We start from the raw sequence: 21,835 nt of genomic DNA, 5'->3' as shown, positions 1-21,835 counted from the left end.
CCCCGCGGGGGACGGGGGCCGGCGACACGGGCCCGTGCGCGGCGGTCTGGATTCACGGGGCGCCGCACACGGGGGCTCATGCGGCTGTCGGGTCGGGGCGGGCCCACGCCGCTTCGGCGGCGAGACGTTCTGACCACTGGATGTGGGCCTCGTCGAAGGCGGCGTCGGCGAGGCGTATGCGCTGGACTTCGCCGGTTCCGGCCGGTGGGTAGGTGAACTGGATGTCGCGCCACAGGCGCTGGAGGATGTAGTCGCCGTTGAGGGCGTGGGCGCCGTGCAGCTCCATGGCGTCCTGGGTTGACTGCATCGCCCACTGGTGGCCGAGGTACTTGGCGTTGATCAGGTCGGTGTCGCAGGGCAGGCCCTGGTCGAGGAGGTGCACGGACTGATAGGCCAGGATTCGCCCGGCGCGCAGGCGGGCCTCCATGTCACCGATGCGGTTCCGCAGAACCGGCAGATCGGAGAGGGCGCCCCGGTAGCGGGAGCGCGCCTTGAGGTAAGCGGTCGAGGCGGCCACGACTGCCTCGTGTATTCCCAGGCTGACTGCGGCCAGGTTGGGACGGCCGTACAGGATGCTGCTGCTCTGCGCTACGCCCAGCCCCTGGCCGATCTCTCCAACCACGTTTTCCTTGGGGACGTGGACGTGATCGAGGTCGAGGCGGCCGGCGGAGAAGCCGTGTAGGCCGAGGCCGGGACGATGGTCGGCGACTGAGAGCCCTCGGCGCTTGGATTCAACCATGAACGCGGTCAGCGCCTGGGAGGTGCTCACGCCTGCCTTGGCGGTCCGGGCGACCACGAGGTGGGCTCCCGCGAGGTGGCTATTCCCGATGTGGATCTTGCTGCCGGTGATCACCCATTGGTTGCCCACGTGCTCGGCGATGGTCTCGATGCCGCCGATGTGCCCGCCGGCTCGCGGTTCGGTCACGGCGATCGACAAGAGCAGTGAACCGTCCGCTACGCGGGGCAGCCAGCGGCCCTTCTGCTCGTGGGTGGCGAAGTGCAGCAGGGCGCCGACGGGGATCAGCGTGGCCTGGAGGATGGCCGCCGCAGCCGCCGAGACGCGGGCAATGCGGTGGACGAGGATGGTCTTGGCCACGTGTCCGGCGCCCAGCCCGCCGAAGGAGGACGGGACGGTGACGGCGAACCAGCGTCGTGCGGCCATCAGGTCGGCGACCTTGCGCTCCACCCTGCCGGGGGCGGCCTCCATGCGTGCGGCGCGCGGCGCGATGTGCTCGGCCGCGAAGGCGTCCGCCTCGTCCCACAGCAGTTCGTGGCGGGCGGTGAGATAGGGGCGCAGCGCCGACGGCGGCGTGGTGGGTGTGGCGGGCATGGTCGTCTCCCTCTCCCTGGATGAAGGTCGCACGGTGGAGCGGCCGGGGATCGCCTGCGGCTCCCGGGTGGGGGGTCGTGGAACGGCCTAGCGGACGGGCGCACGGGCGATGTGGTCCATCACCCGGGCGCCGGCGTTGATGACGATGTCTCTCAGCCGTCGGGCCTCGCTCAGGGGCCGCTTCTCGGGGTCGATGACGCACACCGTGCCCAGCACGGTGCCGCTGTCGTGGATGAGCGGGGCGCCGAAGTAGGAGCGGATCCCGACCGCGTCGACCACGTGGTTGCCGCTGAAGCGCGGGCTGGCGTGCACGTCGTGCAGCGGAAGGGCCTTCTTACGGGCCATGACCTCCGGGCACCAGCCGTGATCGCGGCTCATGGTGCGGCCGACGATGACGTACCCGCTGTCCGCGGGCGGCTGGTGCAGCCCGACGAAGGTCTGCTCCTCCAGGAAGAGGTTGACGAAGCCGTACAGGAACCCGGCTCGTGTGGCCATGTCGCGGGCCAGTTCATCAAAGTCCTCGCTGGCAGCGGTGGGCACGCCTAGGCGATCCAGCAGCTCGTACCGCTGCGCCAGCTCGGTCGCCAGCTGGGCCTGCGGGACGGGGACGGCGGCGCCGACGGGGAGGGATGGCCCATGGGTGAGGTCCCGAATGGTGCGTCGCGGCAGCGACTGCGTGAGGGGAGCGGTCTGCCGCACGCGGTAGGGGTCGTTGGGCTGATACGACATCAGGCGTCCTGAAAGGTGGTAGTGGATGCGGGGCGAGCGGGGCTTGCCGATGCGCTCTTCAAGGTGTGGCCAACGAGGGTCAGCAGGACGCCAGCGACGTGGTTCGGATCGCGAGCGTCGCAGGTGACCACCGGTACAGAGGCGGGCAGTTCGAGGGCGGTGCGGACCTCTTCGGGGTGGTAGCGATGTGCTCCGTCGAACTGGTTCACCGCGACGACGAAGGGCAGACCGATGTCCTCGAAGAAGCCGACGGGGGTGAAGCTGCTTTCCAGGCGGCGGGTGTCGACCAGGACGACCGCGCCGACGGCTCCGCGACAGAGGTCGTACCACAGGTCGACGAACCGGTCCTGGCCGGGCGTGCCGAAGAGGAACAATTCCAGGGGCACGGGCGCGTCGGGCAGGCTGAGGCGACCGAAGTCGAAGGCGACCGTGGTGGTCAGCTTGGCCTCGACGCCCGCCAGGCTGTCCACGTCCGCGCTCGCCTCGGTCAAGTACTCCTCCGTGCTCAGCGGCGTGATCTCACTGACGGCACCCACGGCGGTGGTCTTGCCCGCGCCGAAGCCGCCGGCGATCACGACCTTCAGCACGGTCGGTGCACCGGTACGCGGGCGCGACGACGGCCGCAGTACCACGGCCGGGTCACCCGGCCTGGGGGTAGGCGATGGCATCGGGCCACTTCCTCTTCAGGCCCGCAGACAGGGCCGCCAGCAGTTGTGCAGAGGGACGTGCATGCGCGTCGGACGCGGCATAGGCGGTGACGGGGACGACCAGGGCGTCGGCGTCCAGGAGGTCCGAGATGAGGACCTTGACGGCGGTTACGGGACGGCCGAGTCGACCCGCCAGCTCGGTCACCGAACGCCGGTGCTCCCGGCACAGGGCGAGGATCTCCGCGCATTCCTCGGCCTGGCCCGGGCCGGGCCGCCCGGGTCCGGCATCCAGCACGGTGTCCAGGCCGAGCGGATGCCGTGGCCGGGTGCGACCGCGCGTCAGGGTGTAGGTCCGCACGAACGTTGAATCCTCGGCCGCGCTGCCGTGTGCGGTCACCGGACCTCATCACCCGTGCCGACGCGGACGGGGATCTGCATGTAGGGGGCGAACTTCTGCACCAGGCGCCCCATCTCGAACCCGACGGTGCCGGCATCGGCGTCCATGGTCGCGATCACCGCGAGGACCGTGTCCACCACACCCCGTTCGTTGCCGGGATGGCCCTCGAAGGCCGCGCTGCGACCGGAGCTCTGGACGAAGAACAGACAGTCGTCTCGCTCGATGACGACCTGCCTCGCGGGCCTCTTCTTGTGGGTGGGACCGGTGATGTTCGCCGCGAGTGAGGCCACCCCGCTGATGGCGGCCGACAGTTCGTCCGCCCAGTCCCTGTCGACGTCGCTGTCCAGCAGCCGCAGTCCGTCCCGCGAGAGCAGGACGGCGTGCGTGACGCCCATCGTGTCGGAGGCGAACTGCCGCAGCAGCCAGGCCATGTTGTCCCGCTCTCCGCCTTCCGTTGGCTCGGTTACGGGCGCGTCGCCGGTCACGTTGTTCATCGCGGGGTGGGTGCTCATAGGGATCGCTCCATAAGGGGGGAAGGGCCAGCGGATGTAACGGCCACCGGGAACGTGGAGGGGCGAGGTTCAGGGCCTGGGGTGCTCTGTCGAAGCGGTGGGAGAACCGGCTTGCCCGCCGGCCTGGATGCCGGTGCGGAAGGCGGCTGCGAGCCCTGGCGTCGCCGCGGTCACGGGGGCGTGCTCCCGCTCGTGTGGCGGACGGAACGTGCCGGCCTGGCGTCTACGCGTGGGAAGGGCGGGCGCATCAGCGGAGTGACCTGCCTTTGCGGCTTTCGGCGCCCCTGCGGTGTCGGGGCGTGGGACCTGCCCCGCCCTCGGGGTGGCTGGAGTCGCGGCAACCTGCTGCGGTTGCGGCGCCGAGGGGCGGGCGTCCTGGGGCAGCGCGCTCGCGTCGTCGACGGAGGGAATCGCTACCAGGAGCCGTGCCGGGATGACCACCAGGGCGGTGGTGCCTCCTGTCACGTTCTCCTGCAGGAGAACGGACAGCCCGTGCGACTGGGCGATCTTCGCGGCGACCAGCAAGCCGAGCTGCCCCGCTCGCACCTGGCCGCTGACATCGACCTCGTCGGGGGCTTGGAGCAGGTGGTTCATCTGCGCTCGCGTCTGCGGATGCATGGGGATGGCCCGGTCCTCGACCTCGACCGCCAGCCCGTTCGCCACCCGCTGTGCACGCACCATCACCTTCGTCGCCGGATCGGAACACTCACAGGCGTTCTCGATCAGCTCAGCCAGCAGATGCGTCAGGTCCGGACCCACATGGCCGGGAAGACCGACCTCCGCGCCCACGGACCCGGCCGCTACCGCCACCCGCGGATACTGCACGACCTCGGAGACCGCGCCGCGCAGCACGCTCTTGACGGGAACGGGGCGGCGCACGCTGCGCAGGGACTGCCCGCCCAGCACCGCTGTGCTCTCGACCTGGCGACGCATCCGCGTCACGAGGTGATCGATCTCGAAGATCTTGGCGAGCAGCTCCGGGTCGTCGGTCAGCATCTCCAGCTGGCTCAGTGCCTCAAGCGCCTTGCCGACCAGCGCGTGCTCGCGCATGGCCAGGCGACGCAGCACTTCCAGGAGTACGACGGACTGGGACTCGTCGTGCACCCGTATCAGCGACGCGACGGCCCGCACTTGGAGAGCACTCAACGCCTTGTCAATCTCGGCGTCAGGGCTGGCAGGTGGTGCCTGCAGGTCCGGCAGTGGCGGGCGTCCCCCGCGGCACAGCTCGTCCGCCGACCACTGCACTGACTTCTCGATGGCCGCCGCTGCCCCTGCGATTGCTGCCAGTGCCGTTGCCTGGGCCTCCTCCGCCGCTGCCTGCATGGCTCCTGCGGCCGTTCGCGCTCCGCGAGCCGCCATCGTGGCGACGCCCGCGAGTCCGCAGATCAGGCCGGCCAGGAGCCAGCCGCGGCCCACCGCGGACACCGACCAGAGGGTGAAGGCGGCACCCAGCAGGGCGGTAAAGAGCGCTAGGGGCAGTGCGACGGCGCGGTAGACACGGTGCAGGGTGAACGCGTTGATCGGAGGCCGCCGTCGGCGGTGGCCGGTGGCGGCCGGCCGTGCCGAAAAGGCGCTGTCAGGCATGGGAATCCTCGTCAGGGTGGGGGTGGCTAGGCGTGCTGCAGCGTCAGGTCTGCGCAGGTCTTGTGTGTGCTGCGTGCGGTCGAGCGGGGTGACGGAAACGCGACCGCGCCGCGGTGGGAGGACTGCGTCGCCAGGAGTTGAAGCAGCCGGGCGCTCTGGATCAGGCCCATGTGGCTGAATGCCTGCGGGAAGTTGCCGAGCTGACGCTGCTGGACGGGGTCGTACTCCTCGGCCAGGAGGCCGAGGTCGTTGCGCAGTGCGAGGAGGCGTTCGAACAGGGCGTGGGCCTCGTCGAGGCGGCCGGTCAGGGCCAGGGCGTCTACGAGCCAGAAGGAGCAGAGGACGAATGTGCCCTCGTCTCCGCTCAGGCCGTCCACCCCGGTGTGGTCGCCGATGGTCGGGTAACGGCGCACGAGCCCGTCAGACGTGGAGAGTTCACGGCGTAATGCGTCCACGGTGCCGATGACGCGCGGGTCGTTCGGCGGTAGGAAGCCAACGCGGGGGATCAGCAGCGTGGCGGCGTCGAGTTCCTTGGAACCGTAGGACTGGGTAAAGGTGTTGCGCACCGGATCGAAGCCCCTGGTGCAGACCTCGTGGTGGATGGTTGCCCGCAGCTCGGTCAGGCGGGCCAGGTCGATGTCGAGCGCGCCGGCTTCGGCCAGGCGGATGGTGCGGTCGATCGCCACCCAGGCCATTACCTTGGAGTGGACGAAGTGCCGGCGTGCCCCGCGGATCTCCCAGATCCCCTCGTCGGGCTCCCGCCAGCGCTGTGCCAGGAGCTCGACGAGCCGCTGGTGCAGGACCGCGGTGTCGGCACAGTGGGCCACACCGCTCTCGTGCGCGAGGTACAGGGTCTCGATCACCTCGCCGTACACGTCGAGCTGGAGCTGGTCCGCCGCCCCGTTCCCGACCCGCACCGGCGTCGAGCCCTCATACCCGGGCAGCCAGGGCAACTCCCGTTCCCGAAGATCACGCTCTCCGGTGATCGCGTACATGATCTGCAGGTTCTCTGGGTCGCCGGCCACGGAACGCAGAAGCCAGCGCCGCCATGCCTGCGCCTCCTGCCGGTAGCCGGTCTCCAGTAACGCGGCCAGGGTCGTAGCGGCGTCGCGCAGCCAGGTGAAGCGGTAGTCCCAATTGCGTCGGCCGCCAATCTCCTCGGGCAGAGAGGTGGTCGGCGCGGCGACGATCCCGCCGCTCGGGTGGTAGGTCAGTGCCTTCAGTGCGATCAAGGAACGGACCACGGCCTCACGGTAGGGGCCGTCGTAGGTGCACTGCTGCGTCCAGTCCTGCCAGAAGGCGAGCGTCTCGGTGAGCGCCGCGTGCGGGTCGGGGATCTCCGGAGCCGGTGCGTGGGACGGGCACCAGCTGAGCACGAACGCCACGCTCTGCCCGGCGCGGATGGCAAAGGCACTGACGACGACCCCGTCCTTCTCCGCCTGCGGGACGCAGGTGTCGAGCCACAGTGCGTCCGCGCCGGCCTCCGCGACCATGCGCCCATCGGCCTCGTGGATCCACGGGCTGACGCTGCCGTATCCCGGCCGCGGACGCATGGCCGAAACCATTGCCACCTCACCGGCCAGACCCTCGACGATCCGGATCACCTGCGGTGCCCCGTCGCGAGGCGGCATGAAGTCCAGGACGCGGACCGACCCGGCCGGTGTGCACCAGATCGATTCGAGGACGAGCGTGTCACCGCGGTACCGGCGCTCGGCGACCGCTCCGGGCCCGGAGGGGCCAGGCGCGGCCGGGGCGATCTGCCAGGTGCCGTGCTTGTGCGTGCCGAGCAGGCCGGCGAAGACGGCCGACGAGTCGAACCGGGGCAGGCACAGCCAGTCGATCGAACCGTCGTCGCAGACGTGGGCACTGGTCTGCATGTCGCCGATCAGGCCGTACTGCTCGATGCGCGGGAGGCGTTTCATCGTGTGGGTCTCCGTAGTCCCCGTGGACCCGGGGGTGGCTTCGGGGCCGCCGGGGCGGCCGGGAAGTGTCGGTGAGAGAGGCACGGTGGTTACCGGTCCGGGGGAGGTCTGTTCTGCCTCGGCCGGGGATCCACGTCCCGTGGAGCAATGCGGCCGGTTACTCGCTCACCACGAAGAGCCAGCCACGCCATGGGACCGAGAATCAGCGCGATCAGAACTGCCCCGGCGGCGGTCATGTCCGGGGCACCGACGCGGCCAGAACCACGCACGCGAGGGCGAGAGCGAAGACCGCGCCGCGCAGCACGTTGATCGGCGGCTTCCACCAGCGCCGTCTCTGGACCGACTTCGCAGGGGCCACGTCGTGGGCCTGCACGGCAGCGATAAGGTCTTGGGTCGCCTCGGCCAGCCTGACCAGATGAACCCTGCTGGGCATGTAGCCATCGGGGAGGCCGCCCGAACAGAGCTGCTGCGCACGGAGCAGGGCCGGCTCTTGCGAAGGCGTCAGAGCTCCGAGCTGGCTGACGTGTCCTCGCAGCCGCAGTGCGAGGTCCTCCACATCGGCGGCAGTATCGGGTAACGGCGAGTCCTCGCCCAGCACGAGCGCCACCGTTTCCGTCGCCGAGGCCGCCGGGTCCCGTCGCAGGATGGGCTCACCAAGGGCGTGGCTTCTCCTTCCCTGATCACTGAGTTGGCACGCCCGGCGAAGGGCCAGCGAGGGAAGCATGACGCAACTCCTAGGTGAATCAAGCCAACTTGAGCGAGGAACGCTGTGCACCGCAGGCAACTGACGTGCAAGGTGAGTGATCCTGCGGCTACGTTGAGCGAACCGCGAATCCCTGTCAGGGGGTATGCCTACGCGGCCCTCAAGGCCGTCAAAGGCGTCAAAGATCATTTCGGAACCGAGGGGCAGTACATGGCCCGTGAGAGAAACGTCGCCCTTGCCGCGCTCCTGCGCGAAGCGGGCTGGTCCCAGCCCCAAGCAGCCGCCGCGGTCGCTCGCGTTGCCGCGGAGAGCGGTGTACGCGAACTGGAGGCTATTTCCCGCTCCCACATCGCCATGTGGGTCCAGGGCACGAAGCCCAGTGGACGAGCGCCTCATATCCTGCGTGAGACGCTGTCCCGCAGGCTCGGCCGACGCCTCACCCTCGCTGACCTCGGACTGGAAGATGGGCCGACAGGATCCACTGACAGTAGTTCTGACTGGAGCGTCGACCCTCTGACCGTGCTGGCCGAGCTGGGAAGCGACGATCTGGACATGCACCGACGCAAGCTGTTGGCTACCACCGCGTACTCGGCCGCCGGCCTCGTCCTGCCTGCCGCTCCATGGTGGGCAGCCGCCCCGGCCGCGGCGGCCTCGCGCCCTGCAGTCTCCTCCCGGCTGGTGACTCAGGCTGACATCGACGATGTCCGCAAACTGACCACCTTCTACTCCGCGAGGGACCAGCAGCGCGGTGGAGCCTCGGGGCGCTCGGCCCTGGCCGGCCATCTTCGCGACGAAGCGGTGCCGCTCCTGGGCAGCAGGTTCCGAACGGAACAGCACCGCCGGGATACGTACTCGGCCGTGGCAGAGATGACCTACCTCGCCGGCTGGATGGCCTTCGACGCCTCCGAGCATCGGACCGCCCAGCGCTACCTCACCCTCGCCGCACGCATTGCGGCCGAAGCCGCAGACGGACCGCTGGGCGGCCACATCCTGCGTGCCCTCGCCCATCAAGCAGTCGACCTCGGGCACCCACGCAGAGCGCTCGACCTGGCCGACGCCTCCATGTCCCGCACCCACTACGGCCAGGCCAGCTCGCGGGAGAAGGCCCTGCTCGCGGTAGTCCATGCCCGCGCCCTGGCCGCCGGCGGCGACCGCCGCGGCACTCTCGCGGCCATCAGTCGCGCGGAGAGGGACCTCGCACGTGCCGATAACGAGGATGCCCCCGACCGCGTCAGCTTCTTCCAGGAAGCCTCCCTCGCCCACGAGACTGCGTGTGCCTTGCGGGACCTGGGAAATCCTCTCGACGCGGAGTTGCATTTCCAGCGCAGCGTCGCCACCCGCCGGCGGCAGCAGTATGCCCGTACCCACAGTGTGACCCTCGGCTACCTCGGTGCTGTCCAGGTCCAGCAGGGACGCCTCGATGAGGCATGTGGTACCTGGGGACAAGCACTGGACGCCATGGCTGGCGTCCAGTCCGGCCGCGCCCGCGACGTCATCGTCCGCATGCAGAGCGACCTCTCGCCTGTGCGGCAACGTGGTGGCCGCCACGTCGCCGAACTGGACCGCCGGGCGCGGGAAATGCTGCGCGCCATAGGCTGACCACAGGGCATGTCCGCAGCTATTGACGGCAGCTGCTGAACACGCGACCCCGTTAGAGAGGAACGAGCGCCGATGGCAACGTACGAGGTCGAATCGATCGCAACGGTGGTCGGGGGCCACACCCGCGTTCAGGACGATTACCAGGGCGGAGTCGAGTCGGTCATCCGACTCAACGAGGCGTACGCCCTTGAGACGCTGCAGGGAATCGAAGAGTTTTCCCACCTGACGGTGACCTGGCTCTTCCACCTGGCGCGACCGGAAGACGTCCAGCTCCACGCACGCAGCCCCCGCGGGAATCCGGCGTGGCCGCCGACCGGTACCTTCGTCCACCGCAACCATCGGCGTCCCAATCAACTGGCGATCAGCTACCCGCGGCTGCTCGAGGTCGAGGGACGGGACCTGTTGGTCACCGATCTCGACGCTGTAGACGGAACGCCCGTGATCGACTTGGCACCGTACTTCGAACAGATGGGGCCCCGTGGCCCGATCCGTCAGCCCGCCTGGCCCGGCGAGATGCTCGAGCCGCATTACTGGGCGAAGGCAAGCGAACGACCTTCGGAGCGCCCTGTGTGACAGAAGCGAATGAGCTGCCCGGCTTGCCATTTGCATCGTCGGGAACCAACGGGAGGTCTGGCTCAAGCTGCAGCCCTCGCGCCTCGGAACTCACACCACGTCTCCTCGCCGTTGCTCTCCCATGCGTCTGAGATCGCATCGACCAGCCGGATCCCGCGCCCCGATTCACCGTCGGGTCCGGCTTCCTTGAGCACAGCGGGCGCCGGGTTGTGGTCGGTTACCGAGACACGCACCAAGTCGACGGCCACCGTGATGCGGAGCACGACTTCGCCCTCACCGTGGACCACGGCGTTGGTGACCAGCTCTGAAACGGCCAGTACGACGAACCCCGCCACCGGCTCCGAAACAAGGCACCGCCGCAGGAACGCCCTGGCTATGCGCCGCATCTCCCCGACCTTCGCGAGGTCGGGGAGAAGGGCCGCCTGACAGGCATGGGATGCCGCCGGTACCTCTGCCCTCGCCCATGCGCCGGGTTCGTCTTCCTGAACCGGCCTGACGCATGACGCGCCTGCTGTAGCCGCACAGCTACGGATGCCCCCGCCGGGCGGGGCCGCCTCTTGGAGCCTGGTCATGTGGGCTATGGCACCGCGCGGCGACGCCGTCGACCAGGGGAATCCAGAGGGGGAAAAATATGTCAAGGGGGAAACTGCAGGGGGGGAATTGAGGCCATGATTGGATTCCGCCCACCAACAGAGGTCACACTCATGCCAGACCCGTTCGCCGACCTGCTCCTCCGGCTTCGGCAGGAGGCGGGCCGGACACAGGAGGAGCAGGCGGAGGCGATCAACGCTGTCTCCGGCCGGGACACCATGACCCGCCGAGAGATCAGCCGTTATGAGAACTTCGAGAACATTCCTACCAACCACACGATCGGCCACATCGCGGCGGCCTGCGGTGTCCCCTTCGAGGAACTACAGCGAGAGGCCAAGGCCGCCCGCGCTCGGAAGAGAAAGGGGCACGCCGATGCAGGGGAGGACCAAGACGCCGTGAAGCGTCGCACGCTCCTGGGTAGCGCCACCATCGGCGTGAGCGCGGTCGCCGAGCCCTGGGGGCGCCTCGCCTTCGCCCTCAGCAAGGGGACCAAGATCGATTCGCCCGCTGCCGCCGCGCTCATCGACCGAGCCGCTGAACTGCACGTCCAGGAACTCAACCTCAGCGCGCGGCGGCTACAAAAAACGGTCGAGTCGCATCTTGACGCGATCACTGCGGCCCTGCCTCGTGCAGGCGATCACGAAGGCGCTCTCACCATCGCCGCCGGAGAAACCGCCGCTCTGGCCGGTTGGGTGGCCTGGGACCTGGGGGAGCACGGCAAAGCCAACGCCTACTACAAAGTCACGTCGCAGTGCGCGGCGGCTGCCGGGCATCCTCCACTCCGAGCCCTGGCCCTGACCTACAGCAGCTACGGCGCTTTGACGCCAAAGGCGAAGATGGAGTTCCTCTCCCAAGCTGCCAACGATGTGCGAGGCCACGGCAACGCTACTGCTGCCGCCTGGGTTCTCGGTAGACACGCGGAAGAAGCTGCGGCGGCCGGCGACGAGGTGGGGGCGCTCCGGGCGTTAGACCGAGCGCGCTTCGCCTACGATTTCGCGGACCACGCCAGCGAGCAGGCATGGGTCAGGTTCGTGACCCCATACCGCATGGACTCGTTGGCCTTGTCCGTGTACGGCCAGCTGAGGCGTCCCGAGCTCACGTCCACAGCTGATACCGCGGTCGACCGCCTCGGAGACGGACTACCGGACGGGGGCGTCGTGGTCCTCGGTGATCTCGCTTCGGCCCTACTGCGTGGGGGTGACGTCGACCAAGGCGTCTACGTGGCACGCCAGTTCGCTGCGGCGGCACAGGCCAAGCCCAACACCATGGGCAAGGAGCGGGCGGCGGCCATTGCAGCATTGCTTCCTGACAGCGAACACGAACTTGCCGTTCATTTCCGGCGGTTCGCATCCTGATCCACCTCGGGTGGCACGCGGCACGCCCAGGGCGCCAACGCCGCCGCCGCCCGGCCCGTGGCTCCTCAGTCCGATTCCGTCTCCTCGGAGACCCAGGACAGGTACGCCTCCGACCCGCCGGTTACGGGCAGTGTGATCCATTGGGGGACGTCGTACGAGTGCTTCTCGTGCACCCACGCTTCTAGCGCGGGTAGACGGTCCGTCGTAGTCATATACGAGATGCGCCACTCCCGCGCCGCCTCGACCTTCCCCTTCCACCAGTAGAAGGCGGTGATTGGCGCATCAATGTGAACTCCCGCTGCAAGCTTGCTCTCGACCGCACCTCGGGCCAGCATCGTCGCCTGCCCTTCGTCGTCGCTGGTCGTCTGCGCAATCACAATATCGTGGGCCATGCAACTACCTCTCCAGCTTGGGTACCGCGACCCTACCCAGCCGTCCAGGGCACACCGAAAGCTGGTAGCCACCCCTCAAGGCGAGTGAGGCTCGACCACGTGCCTGTACCAGTCAGGTGCCGGTGGGCCATGCGGGGTGGCGCGTCGCTTCGGTACCGCGGTGGCAGGTTCTCATCAACGAGGTCGTGCGGCTGCATGAGGCAGGCGCCGGGGCTCGTGCGCTTCACAAGCCCACGACGAGGATTTGCTGGCTGTCGGCGGCCATTCGCTCACGGCAGACGAGAAATAGGACCACAGGACTGGATACCTCCGTCCGGACCATGTCAACGTACAACGTCCCGGAAAACACCAGGCCAGGATGTGCAGATGGTCCACGGCGGCTCGGGTTGCGAAATGCCTTGGAATCCTGCACCCGTTTGACTGCTTTGCTGGCAGGGCTCCTACTTGGGGAGGTCCGCCTGTCTGACCCCGCTATTCGATCCGCTCGCTTCACTGCACCCGCTCTTTATACCCGCGGCGCGTCTGAACGCCTGGTACAGCCAGGCAGCCGGCGACTACGGGACCCTTTCCGCCGAGCTGTACGTCTGCCTTTGCGTGGCTGGCCTGTTCGGCGAGGACCTGTTGCAACCCGGCTATCGCAGCGTCAGTGCCGCCCTCGCATACCGTGCGGCACGTCTTGGCGTCGCAACACGGCAAGTGGCACTCGCCATCAGGACGAGCGACTCGCTGCCCGGAATCTCGACCGCCTCACCGATGACGGTCTGCTCGTGCTCGCCACGGACGGCGTGCACCTGGTTGCGCGTCGGCTGGCCCTGGCTGCGGCGAGCCTAAGCCGATGCTGCCTTCGTGATGCGGTGCGCAACATAGACGACGATCGCCGGTTAGCAAAACCGGCGATCGTGAGGTTCCTTGAGGACGTTCGCATGCGCGGCTGTGCTTGGCGGCGGAGCTGCAGCGAACTCAGCAGCCCGTGAAACGGAATGGCACTGGTCTGGTGCCAGCCAGATGATCCGGCGCCCTGCTCGTGCAGGTCCCCTTGAAGGAGAGTGAGTACCCCCTGTCCGTTCCGATCAAGAAGCTTCCACCCAACTCCAGGGGACAGGTGCGCTACCGGTTCGTAGTCGACGTAGGCATCGACCCTGCCACCGGGAGGCGCAAACAGCTGACTCGTACGTTCGCCACTCTCAAGGAGGCGAAGGCTGAGTACGCGCGCATCACCAACCGCCGCGAGGAAGGGACGTTCGTACCGCCCAACCAGATAAATGTAAATGAGTGGCTTGATCAGTGGCTGGCCATGAAGGCAGAGGATCTGGAAGAGACCACTATTTACAACTATCGGGTTACCCTCGATCGAGTTCGGGGGAGGTTGGGGCGCATCCGGCTTCAAGAACTCACCGAGGAAGATGTAGAAAATTGGATGCACTGGGCGTTGAAGCATGGGCGGGTGCGCGGTGACAAAGCAGGTACTCCGCTTGGAGTGACCAGCGTGGAGATGAGTCTCGCCCGATTGAAGGACGCCCTGAATCGAGCCGTTACGCGTCGGCTAGTAACCATGAATGTAGCCCAACATGTGACCATCCCACGTAGGGCACGTAAAGAAGAGCGAAAGAAGAAGCAGGAGGTGAAGCCGTGGAACGTGCAGGAGATTCAGACGTTCATTCACGGTGTCCGGACAGAACGGCTTTACGCTGCTCTCTTGCTGTCCCTCATGGGTCTACGTCCGGCTGAAGTCTGCGGACTCCGATGGGAAGACGTGGACTTGGAAGCCGCCACGATCACCATAGCCAACACGCGGACAATGATGGGGAATAGGTACGTTGTGGAGAAGGACACCAAGTCCCTGGCCGGGGAACGGGATCTTCCTTTGCCGGCACCGGTGCTGGCTGCCCTCAAGTCGTTCAGGGCTCTCCAAGCCAAGGAGAAGCTCGTCCTCGGTGAGGCTTACTCGGATTCCGGATACGTCGTGGTGCACGAGGCCGGGGAAGCCTTCACGATCAAGCAGCTCCGCAGACGCGCTTACCGGCTCATGGAGATCCTTGAACTCCGCAGAGTGCGCCTCTACGACGCTCGCTCCTCCTGCCTCACATACCTCGCCAACAAGGGCGTGCCGGATCACATCCTTGCCCGGTGGGCCGGACACACGAACGTCAAGACCACCAAGAAGTGGTACGTGAAGCCGGACGTGGAGGACCTCCGCGGAGCCGCCACAACGTGGGACGGCCTGCACGGTGCTGCGACGGAGGGGCAAGCGTGACTCAGGCGGCCTGCCGATTTAGCGACCTGCCCAGCCGTATGGCAGTCAAATCGAGGTGACCCGGAGGCCGGCTGCTGGCTGTGGACCAGCGACGGCAACGGGGGAGGGGCGGCCAGGCTACGGCCAACGTCTCCCCTCCTACGAGGCAAGGCAGAGCTTGCCCGCCGTGTGGCGTTCGGGCTGTTCGTCGGTGAATCCCGGAAGGTTTTCAGGTGCGTCATGCCGATCCTTGGGGACGGCACTACACGCTTTGCTGCAAACCAGACCGTCTGGAAGCCGTGCCGAGTGTGGGAAGCTGTGCGGCGCAGGGATTGGGAGGGTGCGCGGGCCGGGAGGACGCGCTGTCCCCACGGTCAGGCGGGCACATCGAAGAACCCGTACGTGGACCCATGAGGGTCTCGGCGGTGCCGGGCGTGCCGCGCCGCGAGGGTCACGAGCCGCCGGGTTCACCTGGCCGTGTGAGATTTCGTGAGACGTGAGAGGGTCTGGGGCGTGAGTGAGACACCCCCGAACACCCTGCAATACCGCTTTGACGGGCCAGAAGACGCTCCGGTCCTGATCCTGGGTCCCTCACTGGGTACCACATGGCACATGTGGGACCGTCAGGTACCGGAGCTGGTCAAGCAGTGGCGGGTCTTCCGGTTCGACCTGCCGGGGCACGGCGGTGCCCCCGCGCACCCGGCGGGTTCCGTCGGAGAGCTGGCCGCCCGGTTGCTGGCCACGCTGGACGGACTCGGCGTGCAGCGCTTCGGCTACGCCGGCTGCTCGCTGGGCGGCGCCATCGGCGTCGAACTGGCCCTGCGCCACCCCGAGCGGCTGGCGTCGCTCGCGCTGGTCGCCGCCTCGCCCCGGTTCGGCACGGCCGACGAGTTCCGTCAGCGCGGGGTGATCGTGCGGACCAACGGGCTCGACCCGATCGCCCGCAGTGCCCCCGACCGCTGGTTCACCGGCGGGTTCGCCGCGGCCCAGCCCGCGATCACCGAGTGGGCCGTGCAGATGGTGCGCACCACCGACCCGGGCTGCTACATAGCCGCCTGCGAGGCCCTCGCCGCCTTCGACGTGCGGCCCGAGCTGGGCCGGGTCGGCGCGCCGACGCTCGTGCTGGTCGGCTCCGAGGACCAGGTCACCGGCCCGGCCGAGGCCCGCACCCTGGTCGCCGGGATACCGGATGCCCGGCTCGCGGTCGTCCCGGGCGCTTCGCACCTGGTGCCGGTCGAGCAGCCCGCCGCCGTCACCGACCTGCTGGTGCGGCACTTCTCCACCGCCTGGCAGCAGCCGTACGACACCGGCCAGACCGTCCTGCCGGCCGCCCCGGTCAGCCCCGTCCTGGCCGCGGCGCCGCAGGTCGTACCCGTCGCCGAGATCGCCCCCGCCGTCCTACCGGAGCAGCCGCTCGGGGCGTCCGACCGGTACCAGACCGGGCTGAAGATCCGCCGGGAGGTGCTGGGCGACGCGCACGTCGACCGGACGCTGGCTGAGGCCGGGGACTTCTCGGGCGACTTCCAGGAGTTCGTCACCCGCTACGCCTGGGGCGAGATCTGGGACCGGCCCGGACTGGACCGCCGTACCCGCAGCTGTGTCACGCTCACCGCGCTGGTCGCCGGCGGCCATCTGGACGAGCTGGCCGCCCACACCCGTGCCGCCCTGCGCAACGGCCTCACCCCGGACGAGATCCGGGAGGTGCTGCTCCAGACGGCCGTGTACTGCGGCGTCCCGGCGGCGAGCGGCGCGTTCAGCGTGGCCCAGCAGGTCATCCGGGAGGAGACCACGCCCGCCGAGTGAGCCCCGGGCGCCCGGTGGCGGCAGGATGGGGAGACATGAAGCTCACCAAGAAGTCCCACGCCTGCGTCCGCCTGGAGAAGCACGGGCAGACGCTCGTCATCGACCCGGGCGGATTCAGCGAGGAGGACGCCGCGCTCGGCGCCGACGCGATCCTGATCACGCACGAGCACCCGGACCACTTCGACGAGTTCCGGCTGCGGGCCGCCATGGAGAACAACCCGGTCGCGCAGATCTGGACGCTGACGTCGGTCGCCGAGCAGATCGAGGCGGCCTTCCCGGGGCGCGTGCACACCGTCGGGCACGGCGACACCTTCACCGCCGCCGGTTTCGACGTCCAGGTCCACGGCGAGCTGCACGCGGTGATCCACCCGGACATCCCGCGCATCACCAACGTCGGCTACCTGATCGACGGCGGCAAGGTCTTCCACCCCGGCGACGCCCTCACCGTCCCGGACCACCCGGTGGAGACCCTGATGCTCCCGGTCATGGCGCCCTGGAACAAGATCGCCGAGGTCATCGACTACGTACGCGAGCTGAAGCCGGTGCGCGCCTACGACGTCCACGACGCCCTGCTCACCGACCTCGCCCGGCCGATCTACGACCGCCAGATCGGCGCCCTGGCCGGCGCGGAGCACCTGCGGCTCGCCCCGGGATCCTGGGCCGAGCTGTGAGCCGGGGGCGGTGAGCGGTGCGTCGGAGGCAGTGGTGCGCTGCGGCCGGCGGGCTTGCGTCGGGGCCGGTTGTCACACCCGGCAGGTAGGTTGTGAGGCATGCGCATCGCCACCTGGAACGTGAACTCGATCACCGCCCGCCTGCCGCGGCTGCTCGCCTGGCTGGAGAGCAGCGGCACCGACGTGCTCTGCCTCCAGGAGGCCAAGGTCGCCGAGGAGCAGTTCCCGTTCGAACAGCTGCGCGAGCTGGGCTACGAGGCGGCGGTCCACGCGACCGGCCGGTGGAACGGCGTGGCGGTGCTCTCCCGCGTCGGCCTGACGGACGTCGTCAAGGGCCTGCCCGGCGACCCCGGCTACGACGGCGTCACCGAGCCGCGCGCCATCTCGGCGACCTGCGGCCCGGTCCGCGTCTGGTCGGTGTACGTGCCCAACGGCCGCGAGGTGGAGCACCCGCACTACGCCTACAAGCTCCAGTGGTTCGAGGCCCTGAAGGCCGCCGTCGCCGGCGACGCGTCCGGCAGCCGCCCGTTCGCGGTCATGGGCGACTACAACGTGGCGCCGACCGACGACGACGTCTACGACGTGGCCGTCTTCGAGGGTTCCACCCACGTGACCCCCGCCGAGCGCGCCGCCCTGCTCTCCCTCCAGGAGGCGGGCCTGTCGGACGTCGTCCCGCGCCCCCTGAAGTATGAGCACCCGTTCACGTACTGGGACTACCGCCAGCTCTGCTTCCCCAAGAACCGGGGCATGCGCATCGACCTGGTGTACGGGAACGAACCGTTCGCGAAGGCCGTCAAGGACTCCTACGTCGACCGCGAGGAGCGCAAGGGCAAGGGCGCGTCCGATCACGCGCCGGTGGTGGTCGACCTCGACGTGTGATGTCAGGCTGGGTCCATGCACGTTCCGTTCCTGGGCCCGAGGCACAAGAAGAGCGGTGACACGGCGATCGCGGCCGACCCCGAGGCGATCGCCGCTCTGCTGTCCGAATGTGAACTGCTCCGCTCCCAGGCGGCCCAGGCGGGCGTCCGCCTGGACGACACACCGGCCTCCCTGGAGGCGCTGGACCAGATGGTCCCGCGCTGGCGCGACGACGCGGAGACGCTGCCCTGGCTGGGCCACGACGCCGGGCTGTACCTGGGCACGGTCGTCGTGCGTACCGTGCCCGGCGCCGCCTGGCGGATCCGGTCCGACGGCGAGCCGGTGATACTGCTCCCCTCCGGCCGCGAGGTCGAGGTCGTGGAGTCCGGGCAGGAGTGGGCCGCGACAGGCGTCCCCGAGCTGTCGCAGCTCTACGCGGAGGTCGCCGAGGCCTGAGCCCGGCACGACCCGGCATGACCCGACACAGCCCGACGCAGGCCGGCACGGTCCGACACAGGACCGGCGCGGCCCGACGCAGTCCCGGCACAGTGTCACGCACCCGCCGCGGGGTTAAATACGGCTAATACCCGAAAGGTGCGTGTCGCCCCTTTCCCTCACTTCCGTCTGGATAGTTTGCGGCAACCACGACCCGGCAGAAAGTGAGTAGGGCTGCGGATGGCCGTCGATCCGTTGATCGAGCTGCGCGACGTCAACAAGTACTACGGGGAGCTGCACGTCCTGCGGGACATCGACCTCACCGTCGGCAAGGGGGAGGTGGTCGTGGTCATCGGCCCCTCGGGGTCGGGGAAGTCGACGCTGTGCCGGACGATCAACCGCCTGGAGACCGTCGAGTCCGGCACGATCACCCTCGACGGACAGCCGCTGCCCGCCGAGGGCAAGGCCCTCGCCAGGCTCCGCGCCGAGGTCGGCATGGTCTTCCAGTCCTTCAACCTCTTCGCCCACAAGACCGTCCTGCAGAACGTCTCCCTCGCCCAGATCAAGGTCCGCGGACGCAGGAGGGAGGACGCCGACCGCCGCTCCCGCGAACTCCTCGACCGGGTCGGCCTGCTGGCCCACGCCGACAAGTACCCCGCGCAGCTCTCCGGCGGCCAGCAGCAGCGCGTGGCGATCGCCCGCGCCCTGGCCATGGAGCCCAAGGCCCTCCTCTTCGACGAACCCACCTCCGCCCTCGACCCCGAGATGATCAACGAGGTGCTGGAGGTCATGCGCCAGCTGGCCCGCGAGGGCATGACCATGGTCGTCGTCACCCATGAGATGGGCTTCGCCCGTTCCGCGGCCAACCGGGTCGTCTTCATGGCCGACGGCCGGATCGTCGAGGACCGCAGCCCGGAGGAGTTCTTCACCAACCCACGCAGCGAGCGCGCCAAGGACTTCCTCTCCAAGATCCTCAAGCACTGACCGGGGGAGTGCGACCCATGTTCCGCAGCACCCGCGTGCCCCGCCCCCTCCGCCTCCTCCTCGCGCTGTTCGCGCTCCTCGCGCCGCTCGCCGCCGCCTGCGGCAAGGAGGGCAGTCCGCCCGGCAAGGGACCGGCGGCCGAGAAGCTCCCGCACTACCAGGTGGCACAGGGCTTCAGCCTGCCCGGCTCCCGCACGTGGACGCGCGCGAAGAAGCGCGGTTACCTCGTCGTCGGCGTCAAGGAGGACCAGCCGTACCTCGGTGAGAAGGACCCGGCGACCGGCACCTACGCGGGCTTCGACATCGAGATCGCCAGGATGATGTCCGCCTCCCTCGGTTTCCCGCCCCGGACGATCCGCTTCCGCACCATCGCCTCCGCCAACCGTGAGACCGCCCTGCAGAACGGCCAGATCGACTACTACGTCGGCACCTACACCATCAACGCCAACCGCAAGAAGTACGTCGGCTTCGCCGGCCCCTACTACTTGGCCGGCCAGTCCCTGCTGGTCCGCGGGAAAGAGAACGACATCCACGGCCCCCAGGACCTCGACGGCAAACGCGTCTGCTCGGCGGCCGGTTCGACGCCGTACCAGCGCATCAAGGCGGACTACCCGAAAGCGGTCCTGGTCGCCTACGACACCTACTCGGTCTGCGTCGACAACCTCCTCACCTACCAGGTCGACGCGGTCACCACCGACGACGCCATCCTCATCGGCTACGCGGCCAAGGTCCCCGACGAGCTCAAGGTCGTCGGCAGGCCCTTCTCCAAGGAGCCGTACGGCATCGGCGTCCCGCACGCCGACACCGCCCTGCGCCTCGCCCTCGACGACGCGCTTCAGGCGCGCGAGCGCGACGGGGACTGGAAGCAGGCGTACGACGCGACGCTCGGCCTGTCCGGCGTCCCCGCTCCCCACCCGCCCGCGATCGACCGCTACCCGGCGAGCTGAACGAGGACGGCATGAACGTACTCATCGACAACTTCTCGACCTACGCCGAGGGTTTCCTCGGCACGGTCGAACTCACCGTCTACGCCTCCCTGCTGGCCCTGGCGCTGGGCTTCGTGATGGCCTCCTTCCGGGTCGCGCCCGTCGCCTCGCTGCGCGTCTTCGGCACGGCCTGGGTCACCGTGCTGCGCAACACCCCGCTGACCCTGCTGTTCTTCGCGGTGCTGCTGGGCCTGCCCCGGTTCGGAATCGTCCTGCCCTTCAAGGTGTTCGCCGTCCTCGCGCTCGGCTGCTACACCTCGGCGTTCATCTGCGAGGCGCTGCGCTCCGGGATCAACACCGTGCCCAGGGGGCAGGGCGAGGCCGCCCGCAGCCTCGGCATGACCTTCGCGCAGACCCTCGGACTCGTCGTGCTGCCCCAGGCGTTCCGGTCCGTGATCCCGCCGGTCGGTTCCACCCTCATCGCGCTCGCCAAGAACTCCGCCATCGCGGGCGCGTTCAGCGTCACCGAACTGCTCGGCACCTACAAGACCATCAACGAACTGGGCTACGGCATCGTCTGGACCTTCGTCTGGATCGCCGTCGGCTACCTGATCATCACGCTCGCCATCAGCGCCCTGTTCAACCTGCTGGAGCGCACGTACGGAGCCGTCCGATGACCGAGGCCACCGCGCTCTACGACGTCCCGGGCCCCGGAGCCAGGCGACGGCACCGCGTCTACGCCGTCCTGTCCACCGTCGTCCTGCTCGCGCTCCTCGCCTGGATCCTGTATCTCCTCTTCGACACCGGCCAGTTCACGGTCACCAAGTGGCGGCCGTTCGCGTACGAGGGCATCCAGAAACTGCTCCTGCGGGGCCTCGGCAACACCCTCAAGGCGTTCGCGATGGCGGCCGTCCTCTCGCTCGCCCTCGGCGGGGTCCTGGCGACCGGACGGCTGTCGGACCACCGTCCGGTGCGCTGGGTGTCCACGGTCGTCGTGGAGTTCTTCCGCGCGATGCCCGTGCTGGTGATGATCTTCTTCATCTTCGTGGCGCTCAAGGTCCAGCCGCTGCCCGCGCTGGTCGCCGGACTCACCTTCTACAACGGCTCGGTGCTCGCCGAGGTCTTCCGCTCCGGCGTGAACGCCGTCGAACGCGGCCAGAAGGAGGCCGCGTTCGCGCTCGGCATGCGCAAGACCCAGGTCATGTCCCACGTGCTCGTCCCGCAGGCCGTACGGGCCATGCTGCCCGCCATCATCAGCCAGTTGGTGGTCGCCCTGAAGGACACCTCGCTGGGTTTTCTCATCACCTACGAGGAGTTCCTCCACGCCGGGAAACTCATCGCGTCGAACCTCGACTACGATTTGCCGTTCATCCCTGTGGTGATGGTGATCTCGCCGATCTACATCGGGATGTGCATGCTGCTCTCGTGGTGCGCCGACTGGGTGTCCCGCCGTGAGCGGCGCAGCCCCAAGACCGAGGCCGTGGCGGTCGCCACGCCCGGGCCGGGGGCGCTGCTGCCGGGTGGGGTGCCCCCCACGGCCCCGAAACCGTAGGGGGCGGCAGTTCACACGGGCCAGGCTCGTCCGGCGGCA

General features: G+C 68.7%; 22 protein-coding genes. 12 read left to right on the top strand and 10 right to left on the bottom strand.

Annotated features, from left to right (window positions below):
• Positions 1–76: 76 nt before the first annotated feature.
• From ABZ865_RS09040 to ABZ865_RS09005, 8 genes are all read right to left on the bottom strand, one after another.
• A complete protein-coding gene (locus tag ABZ865_RS09040; RefSeq protein WP_361226196.1) occupies positions 77–1,330 on the bottom strand; it encodes an acyl-CoA dehydrogenase in 1,254 nt (417 codons plus the stop codon).
• Positions 1,331–1,417: 87 nt separating this feature from the next.
• Positions 1,418–2,059: a GAF domain-containing protein gene (locus ABZ865_RS09035; RefSeq protein WP_361226193.1), complete on the bottom strand. Its 642-nt coding sequence runs from the start codon at positions 2,057–2,059 to the stop codon at positions 1,418–1,420.
• The gene (locus ABZ865_RS09030) at positions 2,059–2,646 is read right to left on the bottom strand and encodes an ATP/GTP-binding protein (RefSeq protein ID WP_361226191.1); all 588 of its coding nucleotides are present in this window, start codon (positions 2,644–2,646) and stop codon (positions 2,059–2,061) included. Before ABZ865_RS09030 ends, ABZ865_RS09035 begins: the two co-directional genes overlap by 1 nt.
• Positions 2,647–2,698: 52 nt before the next feature.
• On the bottom strand, positions 2,699–3,103 hold the full coding sequence (locus tag ABZ865_RS09025; RefSeq protein WP_361226188.1) for a DUF742 domain-containing protein: 405 nt from the start codon (positions 3,101–3,103) through the stop codon (positions 2,699–2,701).
• Positions 3,100–3,615, bottom strand: a complete 516-nt coding sequence (locus ABZ865_RS09020; protein ID WP_361226185.1) for a roadblock/LC7 domain-containing protein — start codon at positions 3,613–3,615, stop codon at positions 3,100–3,102. Before ABZ865_RS09020 ends, ABZ865_RS09025 begins: the two co-directional genes overlap by 4 nt.
• A gap of 69 nt (positions 3,616–3,684) precedes the next feature.
• Positions 3,685–5,199: an ATP-binding protein gene (locus tag ABZ865_RS09015; RefSeq protein WP_361226182.1), complete on the bottom strand. Its 1,515-nt coding sequence runs from the start codon at positions 5,197–5,199 to the stop codon at positions 3,685–3,687.
• A 26-nt stretch (positions 5,200–5,225) separates the two neighbouring features.
• Positions 5,226–7,121: a glycoside hydrolase family 15 protein gene (locus ABZ865_RS09010; protein WP_361226179.1), complete on the bottom strand. Its 1,896-nt coding sequence runs from the start codon at positions 7,119–7,121 to the stop codon at positions 5,226–5,228.
• A 232-nt stretch (positions 7,122–7,353) separates the two neighbouring features.
• Positions 7,354–7,845 carry a DUF6415 family natural product biosynthesis protein gene (locus ABZ865_RS09005; RefSeq protein ID WP_361226175.1) on the bottom strand — a complete coding sequence of 164 codons (492 nt, stop codon included), beginning with the start codon at positions 7,843–7,845 and terminating at the stop codon, positions 7,354–7,356.
• A gap of 189 nt (positions 7,846–8,034) precedes the next feature.
• Here ABZ865_RS09005 and ABZ865_RS09000 point away from each other — a divergent pair, with 189 nt between their 5' ends.
• Both ABZ865_RS09000 and ABZ865_RS08995 read left to right on the top strand, forming a co-directional pair.
• The gene (locus ABZ865_RS09000; RefSeq protein ID WP_254585310.1) at positions 8,035–9,423 is read left to right on the top strand and encodes a Tat pathway signal protein; all 1,389 of its coding nucleotides are present in this window, start codon (positions 8,035–8,037) and stop codon (positions 9,421–9,423) included.
• A gap of 72 nt (positions 9,424–9,495) precedes the next feature.
• Positions 9,496–9,996 (top strand): SAM-dependent methyltransferase, encoded by a 501-nt coding sequence (locus tag ABZ865_RS08995; RefSeq protein WP_361226172.1) that lies wholly within the window; start codon positions 9,496–9,498, stop codon positions 9,994–9,996.
• A gap of 62 nt (positions 9,997–10,058) precedes the next feature.
• Here the strand turns inward: ABZ865_RS08995 and ABZ865_RS08990 are convergent, their stop codons facing one another.
• Positions 10,059–10,568: an ATP-binding protein gene (locus ABZ865_RS08990; protein ID WP_361226169.1), complete on the bottom strand. Its 510-nt coding sequence runs from the start codon at positions 10,566–10,568 to the stop codon at positions 10,059–10,061.
• A gap of 132 nt (positions 10,569–10,700) precedes the next feature.
• Here ABZ865_RS08990 and ABZ865_RS08985 point away from each other — a divergent pair, with 132 nt between their 5' ends.
• Positions 10,701–11,942, top strand: a complete 1,242-nt coding sequence (locus ABZ865_RS08985; protein WP_361226166.1) for a helix-turn-helix transcriptional regulator — start codon at positions 10,701–10,703, stop codon at positions 11,940–11,942.
• A 65-nt stretch (positions 11,943–12,007) separates the two neighbouring features.
• Here the strand turns inward: ABZ865_RS08985 and cutA are convergent, their stop codons facing one another.
• Positions 12,008–12,334: a divalent-cation tolerance protein CutA gene (gene cutA, locus ABZ865_RS08980; protein WP_361226163.1), complete on the bottom strand. Its 327-nt coding sequence runs from the start codon at positions 12,332–12,334 to the stop codon at positions 12,008–12,010.
• 1,036 nt (positions 12,335–13,370) lie between these two features.
• Between cutA and ABZ865_RS08975 the strand changes: the two genes are divergently transcribed.
• The 9 genes from ABZ865_RS08975 (at position 13,371) to ABZ865_RS08935 (ending at position 21,796) form a co-directional block, all read left to right on the top strand.
• Entirely contained in the window at positions 13,371–14,588 is a 1,218-nt protein-coding gene (locus ABZ865_RS08975) for a tyrosine-type recombinase/integrase (RefSeq protein ID WP_361226160.1), read from the top strand.
• A gap of 492 nt (positions 14,589–15,080) precedes the next feature.
• Entirely contained in the window at positions 15,081–16,370 is a 1,290-nt protein-coding gene (gene pcaC / locus ABZ865_RS08970) for a 4-carboxymuconolactone decarboxylase (RefSeq protein ID WP_361226157.1), read from the top strand.
• Positions 16,371–16,405: 35 nt separating this feature from the next.
• Positions 16,406–17,041 carry an MBL fold metallo-hydrolase gene (locus tag ABZ865_RS08965; RefSeq protein ID WP_361226154.1) on the top strand — a complete coding sequence of 212 codons (636 nt, stop codon included), beginning with the start codon at positions 16,406–16,408 and terminating at the stop codon, positions 17,039–17,041.
• 99 nt (positions 17,042–17,140) lie between these two features.
• Entirely contained in the window at positions 17,141–17,920 is a 780-nt protein-coding gene (locus ABZ865_RS08960; protein WP_361226151.1) for an exodeoxyribonuclease III, read from the top strand.
• 15 nt (positions 17,921–17,935) lie between these two features.
• Positions 17,936–18,355 (top strand): DUF6278 family protein, encoded by a 420-nt coding sequence (locus tag ABZ865_RS08955; protein ID WP_361226148.1) that lies wholly within the window; start codon positions 17,936–17,938, stop codon positions 18,353–18,355.
• A gap of 219 nt (positions 18,356–18,574) precedes the next feature.
• A complete protein-coding gene (locus tag ABZ865_RS08950; RefSeq protein WP_361226145.1) occupies positions 18,575–19,318 on the top strand; it encodes an amino acid ABC transporter ATP-binding protein in 744 nt (247 codons plus the stop codon).
• Between the two features lie 17 nt (positions 19,319–19,335).
• Positions 19,336–20,265: a glutamate ABC transporter substrate-binding protein gene (locus ABZ865_RS08945; RefSeq protein ID WP_361226142.1), complete on the top strand. Its 930-nt coding sequence runs from the start codon at positions 19,336–19,338 to the stop codon at positions 20,263–20,265.
• A gap of 11 nt (positions 20,266–20,276) precedes the next feature.
• A complete protein-coding gene (locus ABZ865_RS08940; RefSeq protein ID WP_361226139.1) occupies positions 20,277–20,921 on the top strand; it encodes an amino acid ABC transporter permease in 645 nt (214 codons plus the stop codon).
• On the top strand, positions 20,918–21,796 hold the full coding sequence (locus ABZ865_RS08935; RefSeq protein WP_361226136.1) for an amino acid ABC transporter permease: 879 nt from the start codon (positions 20,918–20,920) through the stop codon (positions 21,794–21,796). The genes ABZ865_RS08940 and ABZ865_RS08935 overlap by 4 nt, the downstream gene beginning before the upstream one ends.
• Positions 21,797–21,835: the final 39 nt, after the last annotated feature.

Origin of the sequence: Streptomyces sp. NPDC047085, from assembly GCF_040643735.1 — a bacterium.
Taxonomy (GTDB): Bacteria; Actinomycetota; Actinomycetes; order Streptomycetales; family Streptomycetaceae; genus Streptomyces.
The sequence above is the reverse complement of the archived record's forward strand: the minus strand, read 5'-3'. Positions and strand labels throughout refer to the sequence as shown.

Bases quoted from the DNA above. Each gene is read 5' to 3' on its own strand.
- ABZ865_RS08955 (WP_361226148.1), top strand. From the start codon at position 17,936: ATGCACGTTCCGTTCCTGGGCCCGAGGCACAAGAAGAGCGGTGACACG.
- ABZ865_RS08985 (WP_361226166.1), top strand. From the start codon at position 10,701: ATGCCAGACCCGTTCGCCGACCTGCTCCTCCGGCTTCGGCAGGAGGCG.
- cutA (WP_361226163.1), bottom strand. From the start codon at position 12,334: ATGGCCCACGATATTGTGATTGCGCAGACGACCAGCGACGACGAAGGG.
- ABZ865_RS08995 (WP_361226172.1), top strand. From the start codon at position 9,496: ATGGCAACGTACGAGGTCGAATCGATCGCAACGGTGGTCGGGGGCCAC.
- ABZ865_RS09010 (WP_361226179.1), bottom strand. From the start codon at position 7,121: ATGAAACGCCTCCCGCGCATCGAGCAGTACGGCCTGATCGGCGACATG.
- ABZ865_RS09005 (WP_361226175.1), bottom strand. From the start codon at position 7,845: ATGCTTCCCTCGCTGGCCCTTCGCCGGGCGTGCCAACTCAGTGATCAG.
- ABZ865_RS09035 (WP_361226193.1), bottom strand. From the start codon at position 2,059: ATGTCGTATCAGCCCAACGACCCCTACCGCGTGCGGCAGACCGCTCCC.
- ABZ865_RS08935 (WP_361226136.1), top strand. From the start codon at position 20,918: ATGACCGAGGCCACCGCGCTCTACGACGTCCCGGGCCCCGGAGCCAGG.
- ABZ865_RS09020 (WP_361226185.1), bottom strand. From the start codon at position 3,615: ATGAGCACCCACCCCGCGATGAACAACGTGACCGGCGACGCGCCCGTA.
- ABZ865_RS08965 (WP_361226154.1), top strand. From the start codon at position 16,406: ATGAAGCTCACCAAGAAGTCCCACGCCTGCGTCCGCCTGGAGAAGCAC.
- ABZ865_RS09000 (WP_254585310.1), top strand. From the start codon at position 8,035: ATGGCCCGTGAGAGAAACGTCGCCCTTGCCGCGCTCCTGCGCGAAGCG.
- ABZ865_RS08960 (WP_361226151.1), top strand. From the start codon at position 17,141: ATGCGCATCGCCACCTGGAACGTGAACTCGATCACCGCCCGCCTGCCG.
- ABZ865_RS08950 (WP_361226145.1), top strand. From the start codon at position 18,575: ATGGCCGTCGATCCGTTGATCGAGCTGCGCGACGTCAACAAGTACTAC.
- ABZ865_RS08940 (WP_361226139.1), top strand. From the start codon at position 20,277: ATGAACGTACTCATCGACAACTTCTCGACCTACGCCGAGGGTTTCCTC.
- ABZ865_RS08990 (WP_361226169.1), bottom strand. From the start codon at position 10,568: ATGACCAGGCTCCAAGAGGCGGCCCCGCCCGGCGGGGGCATCCGTAGC.
- ABZ865_RS08945 (WP_361226142.1), top strand. From the start codon at position 19,336: ATGTTCCGCAGCACCCGCGTGCCCCGCCCCCTCCGCCTCCTCCTCGCG.
- ABZ865_RS09015 (WP_361226182.1), bottom strand. From the start codon at position 5,199: ATGCCTGACAGCGCCTTTTCGGCACGGCCGGCCGCCACCGGCCACCGC.
- ABZ865_RS09040 (WP_361226196.1), bottom strand. From the start codon at position 1,330: ATGCCCGCCACACCCACCACGCCGCCGTCGGCGCTGCGCCCCTATCTC.